At 62.8% G+C, this 15,912-nt stretch carries 19 protein-coding genes; 3 read left to right on the forward strand and 16 right to left on the reverse strand.

Features of this window, described 5'->3' with window-relative positions; all coding sequences use genetic code 11:
* The 3 genes from VMW12_14110 to VMW12_14120 all read left to right on the forward strand — a co-directional run.
* The coding region (locus VMW12_14110) for a hypothetical protein (GenBank protein HUZ50858.1) at window positions 1–212 on the forward strand (212 nt) is incomplete at its 5' end.
* Window positions 213–224: 12 nt separating this feature from the next.
* On the forward strand, window positions 225–539 hold the full coding sequence (gene rpsT / locus VMW12_14115; protein HUZ50859.1) for a 30S ribosomal protein S20: 315 nt from the start codon (window positions 225–227) through the stop codon (window positions 537–539).
* 84 nt (window positions 540–623) lie between these two features.
* The gene (locus VMW12_14120) at window positions 624–1,895 is read left to right on the forward strand and encodes a threonine/serine exporter family protein (GenBank protein HUZ50860.1); all 1,272 of its coding nucleotides are present in this window, start codon (window positions 624–626) and stop codon (window positions 1,893–1,895) included.
* Here VMW12_14120 and priA read toward each other — a convergent pair.
* The 16 genes from priA to VMW12_14200 form a co-directional block, all read right to left on the reverse strand.
* Window positions 1,892–4,276: a primosomal protein N' gene (gene priA / locus VMW12_14125; GenBank protein ID HUZ50861.1), complete on the reverse strand. Its 2,385-nt coding sequence runs from the start codon at window positions 4,274–4,276 to the stop codon at window positions 1,892–1,894. The two genes, VMW12_14120 and priA, sit on opposite strands and share 4 nt — an antisense overlap.
* 2 nt (window positions 4,277–4,278) lie before the next feature.
* The gene (locus tag VMW12_14130; GenBank protein ID HUZ50862.1) at window positions 4,279–5,385 is read right to left on the reverse strand and encodes a 3-dehydroquinate synthase family protein; all 1,107 of its coding nucleotides are present in this window, start codon (window positions 5,383–5,385) and stop codon (window positions 4,279–4,281) included.
* On the reverse strand, window positions 5,355–5,879 hold the full coding sequence (locus VMW12_14135; protein HUZ50863.1) for a shikimate kinase: 525 nt from the start codon (window positions 5,877–5,879) through the stop codon (window positions 5,355–5,357). Before VMW12_14135 ends, VMW12_14130 begins: the two co-directional genes overlap by 31 nt.
* Window positions 5,876–7,036: a chorismate synthase gene (aroC, locus tag VMW12_14140; protein ID HUZ50864.1), complete on the reverse strand. Its 1,161-nt coding sequence runs from the start codon at window positions 7,034–7,036 to the stop codon at window positions 5,876–5,878. Before aroC ends, VMW12_14135 begins: the two co-directional genes overlap by 4 nt.
* Window positions 7,037–7,075: 39 nt before the next feature.
* On the reverse strand, window positions 7,076–7,405 hold the full coding sequence (locus VMW12_14145; GenBank protein ID HUZ50865.1) for a hypothetical protein: 330 nt from the start codon (window positions 7,403–7,405) through the stop codon (window positions 7,076–7,078).
* Window positions 7,406–7,632: 227 nt separating this feature from the next.
* On the reverse strand, window positions 7,633–9,030 hold the full coding sequence (locus tag VMW12_14150; GenBank protein HUZ50866.1) for a secretin N-terminal domain-containing protein: 1,398 nt from the start codon (window positions 9,028–9,030) through the stop codon (window positions 7,633–7,635).
* Window positions 9,027–9,467 carry a hypothetical protein gene (locus tag VMW12_14155; protein ID HUZ50867.1) on the reverse strand — a complete coding sequence of 147 codons (441 nt, stop codon included), beginning with the start codon at window positions 9,465–9,467 and terminating at the stop codon, window positions 9,027–9,029. Before VMW12_14155 ends, VMW12_14150 begins: the two co-directional genes overlap by 4 nt.
* A gap of 7 nt (window positions 9,468–9,474) precedes the next feature.
* On the reverse strand, window positions 9,475–10,050 hold the full coding sequence (gene pilO / locus VMW12_14160) for a type 4a pilus biogenesis protein PilO (protein HUZ50868.1): 576 nt from the start codon (window positions 10,048–10,050) through the stop codon (window positions 9,475–9,477).
* Window positions 10,047–10,607, reverse strand: coding sequence for a hypothetical protein (locus VMW12_14165; protein ID HUZ50869.1), 561 nt, complete (start codon window positions 10,605–10,607; stop codon window positions 10,047–10,049). Before VMW12_14165 ends, pilO begins: the two co-directional genes overlap by 4 nt.
* A complete protein-coding gene (pilM, locus tag VMW12_14170) occupies window positions 10,604–11,572 on the reverse strand; it encodes a pilus assembly protein PilM (GenBank protein HUZ50870.1) in 969 nt (322 codons plus the stop codon). Before pilM ends, VMW12_14165 begins: the two co-directional genes overlap by 4 nt.
* Entirely contained in the window at window positions 11,569–12,168 is a 600-nt protein-coding gene (locus tag VMW12_14175) for an A24 family peptidase (GenBank protein HUZ50871.1), read from the reverse strand. The genes pilM and VMW12_14175 overlap by 4 nt, the downstream gene beginning before the upstream one ends.
* Window positions 12,168–12,704, reverse strand: a complete 537-nt coding sequence (locus VMW12_14180; GenBank protein HUZ50872.1) for a hypothetical protein — start codon at window positions 12,702–12,704, stop codon at window positions 12,168–12,170. The genes VMW12_14175 and VMW12_14180 overlap by 1 nt, the downstream gene beginning before the upstream one ends.
* Complete coding sequence (locus VMW12_14185; GenBank protein ID HUZ50873.1) at window positions 12,701–13,357, reverse strand: cytochrome c biogenesis protein CcdA; 657 nt, start codon at window positions 13,355–13,357, stop codon at window positions 12,701–12,703. The genes VMW12_14180 and VMW12_14185 overlap by 4 nt, the downstream gene beginning before the upstream one ends.
* A gap of 1 nt (window position 13,358) precedes the next feature.
* A complete protein-coding gene (locus tag VMW12_14190; GenBank protein ID HUZ50874.1) occupies window positions 13,359–13,817 on the reverse strand; it encodes a prepilin-type N-terminal cleavage/methylation domain-containing protein in 459 nt (152 codons plus the stop codon).
* A gap of 16 nt (window positions 13,818–13,833) precedes the next feature.
* Window positions 13,834–14,550: a sigma-70 family RNA polymerase sigma factor gene (locus tag VMW12_14195; protein HUZ50875.1), complete on the reverse strand. Its 717-nt coding sequence runs from the start codon at window positions 14,548–14,550 to the stop codon at window positions 13,834–13,836.
* Window positions 14,547–15,767 carry a type II secretion system F family protein gene (locus VMW12_14200; protein ID HUZ50876.1) on the reverse strand — a complete coding sequence of 407 codons (1,221 nt, stop codon included), beginning with the start codon at window positions 15,765–15,767 and terminating at the stop codon, window positions 14,547–14,549. The genes VMW12_14195 and VMW12_14200 overlap by 4 nt, the downstream gene beginning before the upstream one ends.
* Window positions 15,768–15,912: the final 145 nt, after the last annotated feature.

Genomic DNA, 15,912 nt, shown 5'->3' on the forward strand with positions numbered 1-15,912 from the left:
CCCGCCTCGAGGCGCTGACAAGCGTCCAGTCGGGCGATTTCGGGTCGGCTCATCGTCAGAAGCTCCATCAGGGGAACTCCGACGGCCAACCCGGACATCTCTACTTGGGGGAAAACCGGACATTTCTATTTGGGGCCTACACGGCGACCCAAGGCGCTTGCGTGAAGCTTGGCGCCTGTGCTATGGTGACCATCGTGCCTTTTACCGCCTAGGGAGTAGAATCGTTGCCGAATATCAAGGCCGCTGAGAAATGGGTGCGGCAGTCCGAGAAGCGCACCACGCGTAACAAAGACGTGAAGACCCGCCTGAAGACCTTCTTCAAGAAGGCCGTTTCAACGCAGGATGCCGAGATCGCGCTCTCCGTCGAGAGCCAGCTCGATAAGGCAGCCAAGAGCGGCATCATTCATCCCAATAAAGCGGCTCGTAAGAAATCGCGCCTTGCGGCAGCGATGAAGCGCGCGGCGAGCGCGCCCGAGAAGACGATGAAAGCCAAGAGCCCGTCGAAGGCCAAGAACACGAAAAAGAGCGGCAAGAAGTAGCGCTCGCGCCACCGTTTTTGAAGAGAGCCCCGATGGCGTGGTGCAATCGGGGCTCTTTTTCCATTCGTACGGTATAATGCGCGTATGATTGACGAGCCGACATCGCAGCCCGGAATCGCCGCAATCGCCGACGACCCCAAAGCGGTGTTCATCGCGACGATGGCGCGGGAGTTGCATCTCGCCGGTATCGCTACCGACGCGCTTGAATCGACGCTGATGAATATCGCGGCATCGATCGATCTCCCGGTGCAAATCTTCGCGCTGCCGACGAATATCACGATCGCGGTCGGCCCGCGTTGGAATCAAAAGGTCGTGATGATGCGCCTGGAGCCTTCGAGCGTCAATCTACGGAAGATCTCGCTGCTCAATCTCATCTACGACGATCTGCGCCTCGGAAAAATCGATTACCGCCAAGCCAGCCGTCTGCTCGGCGAAATCGACACGCGATGGCCCGGCATCTCGCCGCTTTGGGAGATTCCCGCGCTGGCGCTCGTGGCGATCGGCGTCGCGATTCTGCTGGGCGGGGGCGTATCGGAGCTCTTCGTGGCTGGGTTGATCGGCCTGGTCACGGGGATCATTAGCGCGTTCGCAAAAAACAACGCGGTTATCGCGCGACTTTTCGAAGTAATCGCCGCCTTCGCGGGTACGCTGATCGTCGGGCTCACGTCCCATTTTATCGGGCCGACCAACGTGTACATCGCGATCGTCGCCGGCGTGGTCGTGCTGTTACCGGGCTACTCGCTCACGTTGGCGTTACACGAACTGGCGAACGGCGATTTGGTCGCCGGCGTCGCGCGTTTGGGCAAGGTGCTCTCGACGCTGCTCGCCCTCGGTTGCGGAGCGCTTCTCGGCTTCGCGATTCTGGGGCCGCACCTCTTACAATCCGGCGACATCCACACGCATCCGGTTCCGAGCCGCTTCTGGATTCTGGCCGCCGTCCTGATGTCGGTCGGGCTTTCGATCGATCTCGACGCGCGCTTACGCGATTTTGTGTGGGTCTTCGCGGCGAGCTTCATGGCGCTGCTCACTTCGCATTTGCTCGCCGACACCGCCGTACATCAGATCTCTGCGTTTGCCTCCGCGTTCATTTGCGGCCTGGTTGCCAATCTCGGCGCGCGCTTCTTGCGCATACCGCAATCGGTCATGCTCGTGCCCGCGCTGCTCGTGCTGGTCCCGGGGAGCCTGAGTTACAAGAGCGTGTTGTTCGCGTTCCAGCAGAATATCGACGCAGCCTTGATTCTCGGAGCAAACGCTGCGGTCGCCGCGGTGCAACTCGTCGCAGGCCTGCTGCTCTCGCAGTTAGTCTTCCCCAGCTCTCCCCTGCGTCTCCAGGGCAAATCCGGCCTCTCGCGCTAAGGCTCGACATTGATGGCGATGCGGGCTCTGCGTTCGCGGCGGGCGAACGGGAGAACGTGCTCGCGCAGCGCGCGGCGGGTCTTCGCCGGCTCCGCGGTTTTGAGCGCGATGCGAAAGCGCCATTCGTTATTGAGCCGGGCGATCGCGTAGGGCGCGGGGCCCAGCACCTCGCCCGCGACCCGCTCGGCGAGCAGCGACGCAAGTTCCGTGGCCACTTGCCACGCGTCCGTGCGGCTGCGCCCGATGATGCCGAGATAGACGAGTCGTTTCGCAGGCGGATACCCGAGCAGGCGCCGTTCCCGCAGTTCGCGCGCAGCGAACGTATCGTAGTCGTGTTGCGCGGCAAGCACGATGGCGGGATGATTCGGGGCGTACGTCTGCACGATCGCTTCGCCCGGCGCAGAGCGGCCGCTTCTTCCGCAGACTTGCGCGATCAGCCCGAACGTGCGCTCGGAAGCGCGAAAATCGGCGATGTGCAAGCCCGTATCCGCCGCGACCACGCCTACGAGCGTGACGGTTGGGAAATCCAAGCCCTTAGCCACCATCTGCGTACCGACCAGCACGTCGCCGCTCGCTTCGAATTCCGAGAGAATGCGCGCGTGGTCGCCGACGCGCGTAGTGGTATCCGAGTCCATGCGCAACACGTGCGCGTGCGGAAAGAGACGCGCGATTTCTTCCGCCACGCGTTCGGTACCGATGCCGAATTCCTTGATCGTCGGAAGGCCGCACGCGGGGCACATCTGCGGGAAGGCCGTTTGAAAATCGCAGTAATGGCAGCGCAGCAGCGATTCGGAGCGGTGCGCGGTAAGCGAGACGCTGCAGCGCGGACATTCCGGAACCTTGCCGCAGCTTCGGCAGAGCACGAAACTCGCGCTGCCGCGGCGGTTCACAAAGAGAACGCTCTTCTGCTTCCGTTCGATCCGATCGGCGAGCGCTTGCACCAGCGGGCCGCTAAAGACGCGCCGGTTCCCCGCCTCAAATTCCGCGCCGAGATCGACGATGCGGACGGCCGGCATCGCTTGTGCGGTCGCGCGCTCGCGCAGCACGATCAGCTCGATCCGCCCGGCCGTTGCCGCGGCGTAACTTTCGAGCGACGGCGTTGCGCTGCCCAGTAACAGGATGCCGCCTTCGCGACGCATCCGCTCGCGCGCCACGGCGACCGCATGGTAGCGCGGCGAGGTGTCTTGCTTGTACGAGGTTTCGTGCGATTCGTCGACCACGAGCAGACGCACGTCGCGTAACGGCGCGAAGACCGCGCTACGGGCGCCCACCACCACGTCGATCTCGCCGCGCATGCAGGCTTGCCACGCTTCGAAACGCTCGCGCTCCGAAAGCGCCGAATGCAGCACGGCGACGCGCTCTCCGAATGCCACTTCAAACCGGCGAGCCGTCTGCGGCGTCAGCGAAATCTCCGGGACCAACACGATCGCGCGGCCGCCTTCGCGCACCACCCGCTTGATCGCCTCCACGTAGATATACGTCTTTCCGCTCCCGGTGACGCCGTGAACGAGCGCTTCGTGATACGTGCGCGCGTCGAGCCACGCATCGATGCGCGCGAGGGCCGCGCGTTGTTCCGCGGTTGGCGGAAACGGCGCGGGCCCCGCAACGGCTGCGGAGCGCGTGCGGCGCGGTTCAACGGTTGCTTCCACGAGCGCCCCGGCCTTTACGGCTCGCGCGATGACCGCAGGCGAAAACCCCGCGAGCAGCGCATCCGCTCGCGGTACGCCGGGCTGTTCGCGCACGAACGCGACCAATGCCTCGGCCTTCTTCCCCGAGATCGGCGTCGCCCCGGGGTGCAACACGCGAACCCGATATGCCTGCGTACGAGGTTCTACAAAATGCCGCTCGCGGGTTAACGCGCCCCCACGCACCAAGGTCTGTATGTGGCGCATGAGCGCCACTCGGTCGCCGGCGCGCCGCGCCTCGGGATGACGCAGCAGCGCTCCCGGCGAGCATCCATCGGGCAGCGTCTCCCACAGTAACGCGATGAGCCGATCGGGGACGGAGGGGTAGCGCTCGCGCGGCGGCCGTTCCGCCGAGCGTCGCAGCGCCTCATCCGTGCGCGGCAGCGCTCCATTGAGCACGACGGCGCCGAGGGCTTCGCCCAGCGTACACAGATAGTATTCTGCGATAAAGCGCGCCATGTGCAGCCCGGCATCATCGAAGGCGCGCGGCACGTCGAGCCGTTCGAGCAACGGCTTGACGCGAGGATCCGCATCGGCTTCGCGCTCGGGCGCGACGATGAAGGCGAGCACTTCGCGGCCGCCGAGGGGAACGCGCACGACGTCGCCCACCTGCACCTGGAAGCCGCCCGTTTCGTAGGTGAGCGGAAGATCGAACCGCGACGAGCGGATCGCGGGGAGCGCTTCAACGACGCGAATGGCTAACCAAGGGCCTCGGGAGCCGTCGTCATCAGCGCGAGAACGTCGCGCACGATGCGGTCGGGAGCTTCAACGCCCCATTCCACATCGCCGATCGCGCGCGGCACCACGAAGCGCAGCTTCCCGCCGCGCTTCTTTTTATCGCTCTGCATCGCGTCGAAAACGCGCGCCGGTGAGACGGTAGTCTGCAACGGCATACCCAAGAGCGCGAGCGTCGCGAGCACGCGTAGATGCTCTTCTTCCGAAAAGCGGCCCGTGCGCAGGGCCAGCAATCCGGCCGCGCGCAACCCCAGCGCAACGCCGGCGCCGTGCGCGATGCGATACTCGCTCGCCTTTTCCAGCCCGTGCGCGAAGGTATGCCCGAGGTTGAGCAATTCGCGGATCCCGGCTTCGTGCTTGTCGTCGACGACGATCATCGTCTTCACCTTGATCGCTTCGCCGATGAGATCGAGCCACGGCCACCGCCAAAACGGATGCGGCGAGAGCGTCTCGAGCGCTTCGAACAAGTCGTTGCCTTCGATAATCGCGGCTTTGACGATTTCGGCGAGGCCTTCGCGCAGCTGCCGATACGGGAGCGTCTGCAACGCGTCGACGTGGCCGAACACGGCCACCGGGTCGCGAAAGACGCCCGCAAGATTTTTGCCGCTGGGCAGATCGACGCCGGTTTTGCCGCCGATCGATGCATCCGCCATCGCGACCAGCGTCGTCGCGACGTGCGCGTATTCGACGCCGCGCATATACAGCGCGGCGGCACAGCCGAAAAGATCGCTCGCGACGCCGCCGCCCACTCCCAGTACGAGCGTCTGCCGATCTGCGCCCGCCGTAACCATCGCCTCCAGCACGCCCTCGAGCGTCGATAAACGCTTGCGCTGCTCCCCGAGCGCGAAGGGGAACACGCCCAGCGAGCCCGGGACCAATCGCGCGATGCTGCGCGCAATCCGGACGACGTCGGGGTGCGCGTCGCATACCACGATCCACGGAGTGGAACGCGCGCGGAGCCATTCTGCGACGGCGGGGCGAACGTCGTCGTCGACCACGATGGGGTATCCCAAATCGCGGTTGACGACGCGCTCGCCGGCTACATTTCGATCTTCTTCTTGTGCATCCACTCGACGATCGCGTCTACCACTTGCGTGGTCGTCATGTCATCCGCCTCGATGACGAGGTCCGCATGCGCGTACGTAGGCATGCGCTTAAGGTACAAATCTTTGATCTTTGAGAGCGCCGGCGTCGGCCCGAGCAACGGGCGCACGCGCTTGCTGTGGTGCAGCCGGTCGAGCACTTGCTCTGGTGAGATCTTGATAAAGATGCGATGCGTGCGCTTCTTCACCAGCTTCTGCGTGGGTTCGTACGTTACCGCGCCGCCGCCCAATGCGATAACGCCCGGCTCGCCTTCTTCCACGACGTGCGAAATCGCATCGAATTCGTAGCGGCGAAACGCCGATTCGCCTTCATTGTAAAAAATATCCGAAATCTGGCCGTGGTCCTCCACGATCAAATCATCCGTATCGTAGAACGCGCATTGTAATTTGCGCGCGAGTTTTTTGCCGATCGTGGATTTTCCACTGGCCATAAAGCCTACCAAGGCCAAGTGTCGCCTCATACGCCCTCCTTGCGAGCGAATAGTGCGGCCGCTACGTCGTTCGAGCGCCGCAGATTATCGAGCGTTTCGTCGATCGAATCGCCGCCGTACTTCTCCAGCAGCGGTGCCACCAGCGCCAGGCGCGCCATCGCTTCGCCGACGATGGAGGCGGCAGGCACCACGCAGACGTCGCTGCGCACGATCGTCGCGGCGGCTTGCGTGCCTTCGTGCAAATTCACCGACGGAAGCGCTTTCATCAACGTGGGAATCGGCTTGACGGACACGCGCAGCACGATCGTTTGCCCGTTGCTCATGCCGCCCTCGATGCCTCCGGCACGATTGCTCGCCCGCACCACATCGCCGCCTTCCATCGCGAAATGATCGTGCGCCTCCGAGCCCGGGCGCGATGCGACGTCGGCGCCCAGGCCGACTTCTACCGCCTTTACCGTTTGCATCGCCATCAATGCGCCCGCCAGCACGCCGTCCAGGCGCGTATCGGGCTGCCGGTTGCTGCCGATGCCGACCGGAATGCCTTCGATCCGCACGACGAACTGGCCGCCCAGCGTATCGCCCGCAGCTTTGGCGCGATCGATCGCCTCGATCATGCGCGATTCGGTGCGCGGATCGGGGCAGCGTACCTCGCTGCGCTCGACGTCTTCTTCCGTGTAGCCCTCGAGCGGAGGAGCTTCCACGTCGCCGATGCGGTGAACGTAACTGGACGTGCGGATGCCCAAGGCTTCCAAAAATTGCGCGCAAATGGCGCCGAGACAGACGCGCATCGCGGTTTCACGCGCGCTCGCGCGCTCCAGTACGTTGCGCAGATCGCGATGACGGTATTTGAGCGCTCCCGCGTAATCGGCGTGGCCGGGGCGCGGATTCGTCAACTCTTTGCCGGCCCCGGTGATGGGATCCATCAAGGCACGGACGTTTTCGAAATCGCGATTGCGAACCAGGACCGCGATGGGCGAACCCAGCGTGCGGCTGCCGCGAACGCCGGCCAGAAACTCGACCTCGTCGCGCTCGATCTTCATGCGGCCGCCGCGGCCGTAACCGCCCTGCCGGCGCGCTAGGGTTTGATTGATGCGCTCGACATCGAGCGCGAGATTCGCGGGAAGCCCATCGAGGATGCCGACGAGCGCGGGCCCATGCGACTCCCCGGCAGTAAGGTACCGAAACACCCCTCCAGCTTTAGGGACGAGGGACGACGCTGCCTGCCCTTAGCGAGCAGCCGGTGCCGGCGGCATCGTCCACGTGGTTCCGTCCGCGAAATGCGCGGAGAGGACCGCGCACTGCGTCGGACCCTTGCCGCCGGGACGCGCGGACGCCTGGACGCTCTTACCGTGATCGCGCAGCGTGTGCGTTACCGTCACGCCGGGAGCGTACGAACCGACGTCGGCGATAACGTAGCGCGACGCATCGAAATCGATCTGAAAGACGACCCGGCTCGCCGCTACCTTAGCGTGATTCGTAAACGTCACGTTGAAAAAATTGTAGCCGTGGCCGATATCGAGCGTGAGGTTTCCAAGGCCGTATCCGCTACGCAGCATTTTCCTCGAGCACGAGTCTATGGCGATCGGTCCGGATGGAACGCTCGCACTCGGACCCGGGGCGGGCGTTTGCGCCGGAGTGGGACGGGCGTTCGACAAGGCTAACGCCGAGAGCGCGATCGCGGCAACTGCAGCGTACATTCGGGCGCGCGAAGGACGAACGGCTGAAATCATCTCTCTGAGAAAAGCAGAAAGCGGCCGAGCCGTCAATCGGCCGATCGGTTCTTCTAACGCTGTGGAACCGGTCCGTCGGGGAAAATGACATGCGGGGTGATCAGAAACACGATTTCGTCCCGTTCGTGTCGAGCCTGTTTGTTTTTGAAGAACGCGCCGAGAATCGGAATGCTCGATAGGCCCGGTACCCGCGCGATCGTTTGGCTGCTGACATCGCGCATAAGGCCGCCCAGAACGATCGTCTGATCGTTCGCGACACGTAGCGTGGAATCGATCTTGCGATTCGCGATGATCGGGTAGCCGGAACCGGTAAACCCGAGCAATTCGCTATACTCCGGATGCAGTTCCGCCGTAACCATTCCGTCGGGTCCGATGGTAGGCGTCAGCCGTAATTTTACGCCGATATCCACAAATTGCACGTTTTGTCCACCGAGTACCGAGGTATTAAAGACGATGGGGTACGTCTGACCGATGAGGAGATCGGCCTCCTTATTATTGAGCGTAACCAATCGAGGCGTTGCGAGAATTTGCGCTCGGCCTTCGGTAATGAGCGCGTTGAGCGTCACGTTGATCGGAATCGAGCCGCCCCGGAACGCGTAGGTCGTGCTTCCCGGCGACGGCTGGCCGTCCAGCGTTTCCCCGCCGAACTCTAGGCCGAAATTGCTTTGATCGTTGCGGGGCGTGACGTCCGCAACTTTCACTTCAAAGAGGACTTGCGGGCTCGCGACGTCGACACTTTTGATGAAGCTGCCGGCGGCCCGCGCAATGCGATCCCCGCCGCTCACAAGAACCGCGTTTTGATGCGGATCGGCAATATAGATTCCGGCCGGTTCGATGCGCTTGAGCTCTTTCACCACCTCATCCGGCTTGACGAAACGCAGGAGGAACCGATGCGTGACGTTGGCTGAGCCCAGAAGCCGGCGATTGACGACGTCGAGGGACCTCACTAGCAAGCGGGTTCTCTGAAGCGTTGCGGCATCGCCCGTTACCACGAGCGACGACGTTCGCTCGTCGGCGACGATGACGGTTCCCGCCGGCAGCGCCCCTTCAAGCTCTTTTGAAAGTTCACCGGCTCGCGCGTGCCGTAACGCGAATAATTGCGTTCGAGCAGCGCGATTCGGAGCAGACTCGGCGTTACGTAAATTCATCGCCGACGAGGATCCGACGACGAGGACGCCGCGATCCCGATACGCCTCTAAACCGTGCGCCGACAGAACAACGTCGAGTGCTGCTTCGAAAGGAACTCTCTGCAATCGCAGGGTGATCTTCTGCTTCTGTACCGAGGCATCGACGACCACATTGACGTGGCCCTCGGCCGCCAATAACGCGATGACATCCGAGAGTTCCGCATCTTGCACGTTGATCGAAATGAGGGGCTCTGCCCCCATACTACTCTGCGACGATGCAAGGAGCAGCAGCGCGATGGCGCAGGCAGCAGCTACCCGAATCATCGCTGCGGCGCGTTGCCGAGATTGAGCCGGATGTCGTCTTCGAGCAGCACGCCGCTCGCATCGATTTCGACAATCTTGGAACCCATCAAGGCATCGCCTACCTTCAACATGACCGTCCCGCTGCTGGTATCGACGATCGCACGCGGCTCCGCTCCCAGAGCGACCGCGCGCACCACGCTGCTCGACGTCGCCATGCTCTCCAGGGCCATTGCCCGCGGGCTCGCAACGAAGGGGTCCCGCAGCGCCATGGGAAGAGCCGCCGCGGAGTCCGTCGGTAACGTTAGCGAAAAGCCCGGCGACGATGGCTGCGCGATCTCCGCCGGACCGACCGATGATGAGACCGAAGCAAAGGGAATCAGGCACAGCGTACTCGCGCATAGCAGCGCTGCTAGCTGGAGCAACGTCGCGCGGTGGCTATCGGACAACGGCGGCAGCATCTTCGGGCTACTCCTCTTGCTTTACGTCAAGGATGCGATCGATCGAAACGTCGATCGTGCCTCGAACTAATGGACGTTCCTCCGACGATCCCGAGAGCGCTTCGAGACGAACGGTATGGACGTCAACGAGCACCTCGCGGCGCGATAAATCGCGTACGAACGTACTGATGGGAATAAAACGGCCGATGACGTCGAGCGTTATCGGAACGCTCTCAATCGCGTGTTTCTTGCGGGGATTCGAACCCTGGACGATTGCGTGAACGAGCACCTGGTGTTCCGCCGCCTCTCTGGCGATGAGCTGCAAGCTGGCTTCCAATGTCGAACTCGCGTTGGCGCGGCCGATGAGGTGGGCCAGGTCGGCCCGCACGCGGCTGCGTGCGTTTTCGATCGCGGCGCTACGGGCTAGAACCCGCTGGTTTAACGCCGCTTGTTCGTAGGCGGCCTGCGCGAGCATAAGGGTGGCGCGCAGTTGCAGTTGTCTCGGCGCGATCCCCAGCACGTAGCCGCCAACGCCGAGCGTGACGACAAGCGACCAGGAGATCCATCGAGCCGGTATTCGTAGACGAGCGGCGAGCGCTTTCATTTGGATCGATCCGCGAGCGTCATCTGGAACGACATGAGATCAGGCATCGCCTTGATGTCGAGGGAGCGAGCCTCCGCCAATTGCGGTGAAGCGACCGTTGAGGCCGACATCATTTCACGAACGGCATCACCGATCGACGTCAGGCCTTCTGCACGACCGACGAGGACCTCGCCTTTGTCGCTGTCTGCGATCGATCGTAGCCAGACGCTCGCTGGAAGATGGTTCGCAATATCGAGCACTCGCGCCGCTTCCGCGGCGCCCGAGCCGCGAATGCGGTGAATTCGGGCGTCCAACGCCAGCAGCCGTTCGACGCGCGACGTGTCGATCTTCAGTTGCTGCAGGCGGCTTGCGGTGACGCGTTCCATGCGCTCGGCCGCCAGTTGCTGCGCGCGCCCTAGCGAGCAGCGGTAATTCAGCATCGCTCCAATCGATAATTCCACGACTACTACGAGCAGGAGTACCAACGACGGGACCCGCATTTCCGGCGCCGAGGCGATTCGGCGTAACTTCGCGATCGCCCCGATCTCGGGGTCGTGAAGGTAATCGAATCGCATCACGCCGCGCTCCATAACGCTAAGCCGACAGCGAGCCCCCAGTCGGGCGCGGCGACCTCCAAGACGTCATCCGGGTATGCATCGCCTCGAAGTGTCTCCGGAACGGGCATCCCCACGGTGCAGCCGATCGCCGCCCCAATACCGGCCGCCAATCCTGCCAGACGCGATCCGTTTCCGGTAAGCGCCACCGATGACAGGGGCGAGTGCCCGCGCAATCGTTCGAACGTGCCGGCGAGAAGCATGAGGAATCGATCGCGCTCCGTAACGCCGGCGCCGGCCAATCCGACGATCCGCTTGCGCGCCTCCGCCGCATGCTCGTCGATACCTAGATCCGCGGCGATGCCCCGCGTTACATGAGCGCCGCCCACCGGGATGGAAAAGGCGCATTGCCCCTCTACGACCCGGAGGTGCACTCTGGTGCGCTCGCATCCGATGTCGATCACCGCATCCGCTTGGGCTGCAACGCGATGCAAAGCAAAGGTCTCGCTCTCGATTGCCTTTGGAGACAAGCCCGCAATGCGCAATGCTCGGACCCGAGAGTCCAACACTCGGCGGCGAACGGCGCCGACCGCATAGAGCTCATCGGTCACTCGATGAGCGCGCACTACGGTGGGGTCTTCGTCGAATCTCCATCCGGCAAAGCGCTCCGCCTCATAGCGCATGGCTCTTACCCGCTCGCTGGTGCTCATGTCGGGTAAGCGCATGAAGCGCAATGCATCGTCGCGCACCGACGCTATACACCGGCGTTCGCGCGCGCCGATATCGTCGACCGCTTGTTCGATCGCGGCACCTACCAGCTCCGGCAGCATAATCTCCCCCGATAGATTCACTGCGTCAGACGGCAGATCGCGCGAAATAACCGCTTGGACTCGCGTTTCGCTCGCGCGCGACCGTTCCGCGTAGGCCACGCGCACGCGCTTTGTACCGATATCGATGCCGAGCGGCAAAGGCCGCATGCGACCGATCATCGCGCCGCTCCCAGCGCGATCGCGACAACGCTCCCCCACGCCAAATACGGTCCGAACGCAACGCGATCGCCCATTGTAACGCGATGCATGAACAGGAGCGCCGAGTTGACGAGCGCGGCGATGACGAAGGCGCATGCGAGCGCCAGTCCGCCGCCATACGCGCCCAAACCGGCTCCGATCACGGCCGCCAGTTTCGCATCGCCAAGACCGATCCCGCGCCCGCGCGTGATCGCATGCAGCGCAACCACAACGCCCGCGCTTCCTAAGATGCCTAAAAGGCTTGCGGCGGCCGCTCCCTCAAGGGCACAAAAAGTAACGACCAAAAGCAATGCCGGGGCCGTTACACGATCGAGGATGAGACCTAGGCGTAGATCCGTCCAAGCGCTGACGACCAGCGCACCGGCCAGAATTTCGATTTGCGGATAATCCCGAGGCCCGCGAAACAGCACGGCGAACGTCGCCGCGAGGGCCACAAGCGCGCTTCCCAAGGCCGCGCCCGTATGCTTGGATGGCGATAAGCGTCCGTCTCCACGCGCGACCGCAAGGAACATCGCGCTGGCCAGCAAGGCCGTAACACCGGGAACCAGCACCATCATCAGCGTCCAATTCTCGCTAGCGCTACCCGTGCGGGGACGTACGACGCATCGATTCTTGCCGCCTCATGCAAATAGGCTACAGCGCCCTTTCGGTCGCCCGCACGTAGCGCAGCGAAGCCGGCGAATGTATATGCTTGCGCGGATGAGCGCAGCAATGCGACGCGGCCAAAATCGCGCTCGGCGTCCGTAAAGCGGGCCAATGCTTCCTCAAGAAGCGCTCGATCCATCAAAACGGTCGTATCGCGCGGCGTCTGGGTGAGGTAGCTCGATGCAACCCGAATGCCGCGCCGCATGACCTTCGGGCGGTGGCCGCTCAAGCTACCGAACGCAAAGCGGTCAACCGCGACGGCGTTGTGCGGATCCACGAACAACGCCCGTAGATACAGCGCATTCGCATGTGCGTCATGCCCCACATAGGCTTCCTGATCTCCTCGCAGGACGATCGCCGAAGAGATCTGTCCGCGCAGAAGCAGCGCCGATATCATCAGCGCGAGCGCGCTCAACGCCAAGCGGCGCCATACCGGTATGACCATCACGCTAACACCGCGTAATAGCCCGCGAGTCCCAGGAGTAGGGCACCGTTGATGACCGCCACCGCTGGAGCGTAGCGAAGCATCCGTTCTCGCAGGGCCATGCTTGCGAATCCCACGATCGCCAGCGGCGCGGAATGACCGAGGGCGAAGCATGCCATGCAGAGTCCGGAATAGACCCAGTCACCGTTCGCCTGCGCGAAGGCGGCTATCCCCGCAACGATCGGCGTACAGCACGGAGAGACGACCAATGCAAACGACATCCCGGCAAAAAAACTCGCCCCGCTCACCCCGCGATTGTGGCGACAGGCGGTGTCGGACGTCACGCGATCCGATGCGACGATGCTTTTGATCCCGACAACAATCAGTACTATACACATCGCCGCGTAGAGGATGCCGACCATCTGCATCATGCGAAGCAGCACCGTCGCCGCTAGGCCCAGGATCACATAGCCGCAACAGATCCCTGCGATCAATGACGCCATCGAACGAAGCCGGAGCGACACCGGCATCCGATCGCTGCCGATGCCGGCGGAGGCGATCATGCGCGGCGCCGCGCACGGGCCCAACGAACCGGCCAAACCCGCCCCGGCGCATACGGCCGGTCCCGCCAGCGAGCGCGCCGCCACGTCCATCAGAGCCGCGTGAATGACGTCCACGTTACCCACCGCCCGCGGACGCTGTAAATCCGCCATTGGAATTGTATTGTATGTGCGTGTTGGTTGTATTTGGAGCGATCGTCTGCAGCGTTCCAACGTCGTGGGAGCCCGGGCACGTGATCGTGTACGACTCAACGCCCGTCTGCGCATCGGTCGAAACGACGAAGGTGTATGGAACTCCGGGACCGGCCGCAGGATCGATCGGTGTCTGGTTGAGATACGGCTTTAAATCCGTATTCGAAGCGGTCGCTTCCCCACTGGACGGGTACTTGAGATTATCCGTTTGATAGAGTTCCAGCGCGGTGGCGATCTCTTTGATATTCGCCTCGCAGGCTGCGGTTTGCGCCTGCGAGCGCGCGCGGATGAAATTCGGCACGAGAATCGCTACGAGAATCGCGATGATAGCCACCACGATCATCATCTCAATGAGCGTAAATCCGCGTTCGCCTTCGTCCCTCATACCATAAACGGTGCCCTTATTCGCTCTGCGAAGGACGAAGGACGCGCAGTAATTTTTTGATGGCGACGTTATGGAGCCGGCTCACGTGCCTGCGCGAGTATCCGAGGATGCTCGCGATCTCAGCCATCGGCGTCTCGCGGAGATATACGTGCCGAATAATTTCTTGCTCCAGAACCGAAAGGCTGCCAAGCCCCCGTTCAATCGTCAACGCATCGACGCATGTGTCCATGGTATACGAGGCCACCTGCGCCAACTCAAAGGATCGCATCGCCTCAAGGGACACCATGGCCGAGCCTTGCCTGTACATCTGCAGTTCTCGGCTGTCGGCGCTCGTGACACCCATCGCTTGGAGCACTTCCGCTTCCATTGGCGAACGCCCAAGTTCCAAGCACAACTCGCTTTCAGCGCGTCCGTATCGCCGGTCGAGCTCGCGTAGACGTCTGGGAGCCCGAATCACGCGCTCGGAATCCCGCACGTAGTGCATGAGTTCGCCGAGAACGAACCTCCACGCATATGCGTCGAAGGGCGTATCGTACGAACGATCGTATCGATCGACCGCCTTTATGAGGCCGATCGCGGCAACCTGCTCCAAATCGGCACGGTCAACACCACGCCGTAGAAATTTCCGCGCCGCGCGCCTGCATAAGTATTGATGGGACTCTATGAGATAGGCCCGCGAATCGGGCATGCGAGTATCCAGCCAACTCTCCAAAGCGGACGTTAACGCGCTCATTTGATGCTCCCAATAATCGAGTAGAGTGGAACAAGAATCGAGGATACGATCGTGCCGACGACGGCTCCCAAGAAGAGGATCAGGATCGGTTCGAGCGCATTGCTGGCGGTGGAGAGCGCCGATTCAACCGCACGCTCGTGGTGCTCGGCAAGGCGCAGAAGCATCTGGTCGAGCGACCCGGTTTCCTCGCCGACGCGAACCAGTTGCATGAATAGCGGGTCGAAAAAGCCACGCTCTCCCATCACCATGGCGACGCTGCCTCCCGCTCTGATGCTCGTACTAATCTCGTCCACGTGACGGGCGTACAAACCATTGCCGAGCACGTCGCGCGTCCCCCCCAACGCTGCCTCCACGTTGACCCCGGAAACGAGCATGGTTCCCAAGGTGCGAGCAAAGCGCGCGATATTGATGTTCCTTACGACGCGTCCCACGAGCGGGAGCCGCAGCACGACGAGATCGTAACGTTCGCGGACGGCAGGAAGGGAGCGCAACCAGCGCACGATACACGCAAGCGCGACAATACCAGCCAATCCGCCCCACCAATTCGCGGGGTGTCCGAGGACGTCGCCCACCCCGATCAACAACGCCGTGCTACGCGGTAAGGGGACGTGAAGCTGAGCGAACATCGCAGCGAACGACGGCATCGTTTTCGCCAGTAGAAATAGAACGAGCCCAACCGATGCGGTTGCGACGATTGCGGGATAGGTCAAGGCCGCATAGATGCGCGCCCGCATCACGCCCTCGCGCTCCAATAAGTCGGCAACTCGCAGGAGAGCGGTATCGAGAACCCCCGCGGTCTCCGCCGCGCGAATCATCATCGCAAAGAGCCGTGGAAACTCGTGGCCGCGACGCTCCATCGCCAGCGATAGCGAGCTCCCGGATTCCACTTCGCTTGCGATCGACTCGAGTGCCTCGCGCAACCGCTCGTTAGCACACGTATCGATCGCTACGGTCAAGGCCTTGCGCAGCGTGACGCCCGCTGCGATCATGGTTGCCAAAGAGCGGAACAGGGTCGTGAGAGAGCCCCGGTCTACGCGCTTGAGGAACACGAGCGAGCGCACCATACCGCCGGCGGAGGTTATCGGTTCGAGCGAGGTTACGTAGAGCGAACGTCCGTGAAGGTGCGCTAGTGCATGCTCGATCGACTCAGCGTCGAGCGTGCCGCGAAGCGGCCGCCCGAGGCGCGTTCGGGCGGCATAGAAGTATGCGCTCGTCATCCCCTCACCCCGCGGAGCAACGCCAGGAGCTCCTCCCCTCGGTTCGTTTGACGTAGCGCTTCTTCGATCTCGATGTCGCGAGAAGTCACGAGGTCGCAGAGGTGTTGTTCGAGCGACTGCATACCGAGATCGCGACCCGTGGAGA

This window comes from Candidatus Dormiibacterota bacterium (genome assembly GCA_035532835.1).
Taxonomy (GTDB): Bacteria; Vulcanimicrobiota; Vulcanimicrobiia; order Vulcanimicrobiales; family Vulcanimicrobiaceae; genus DAHUXY01.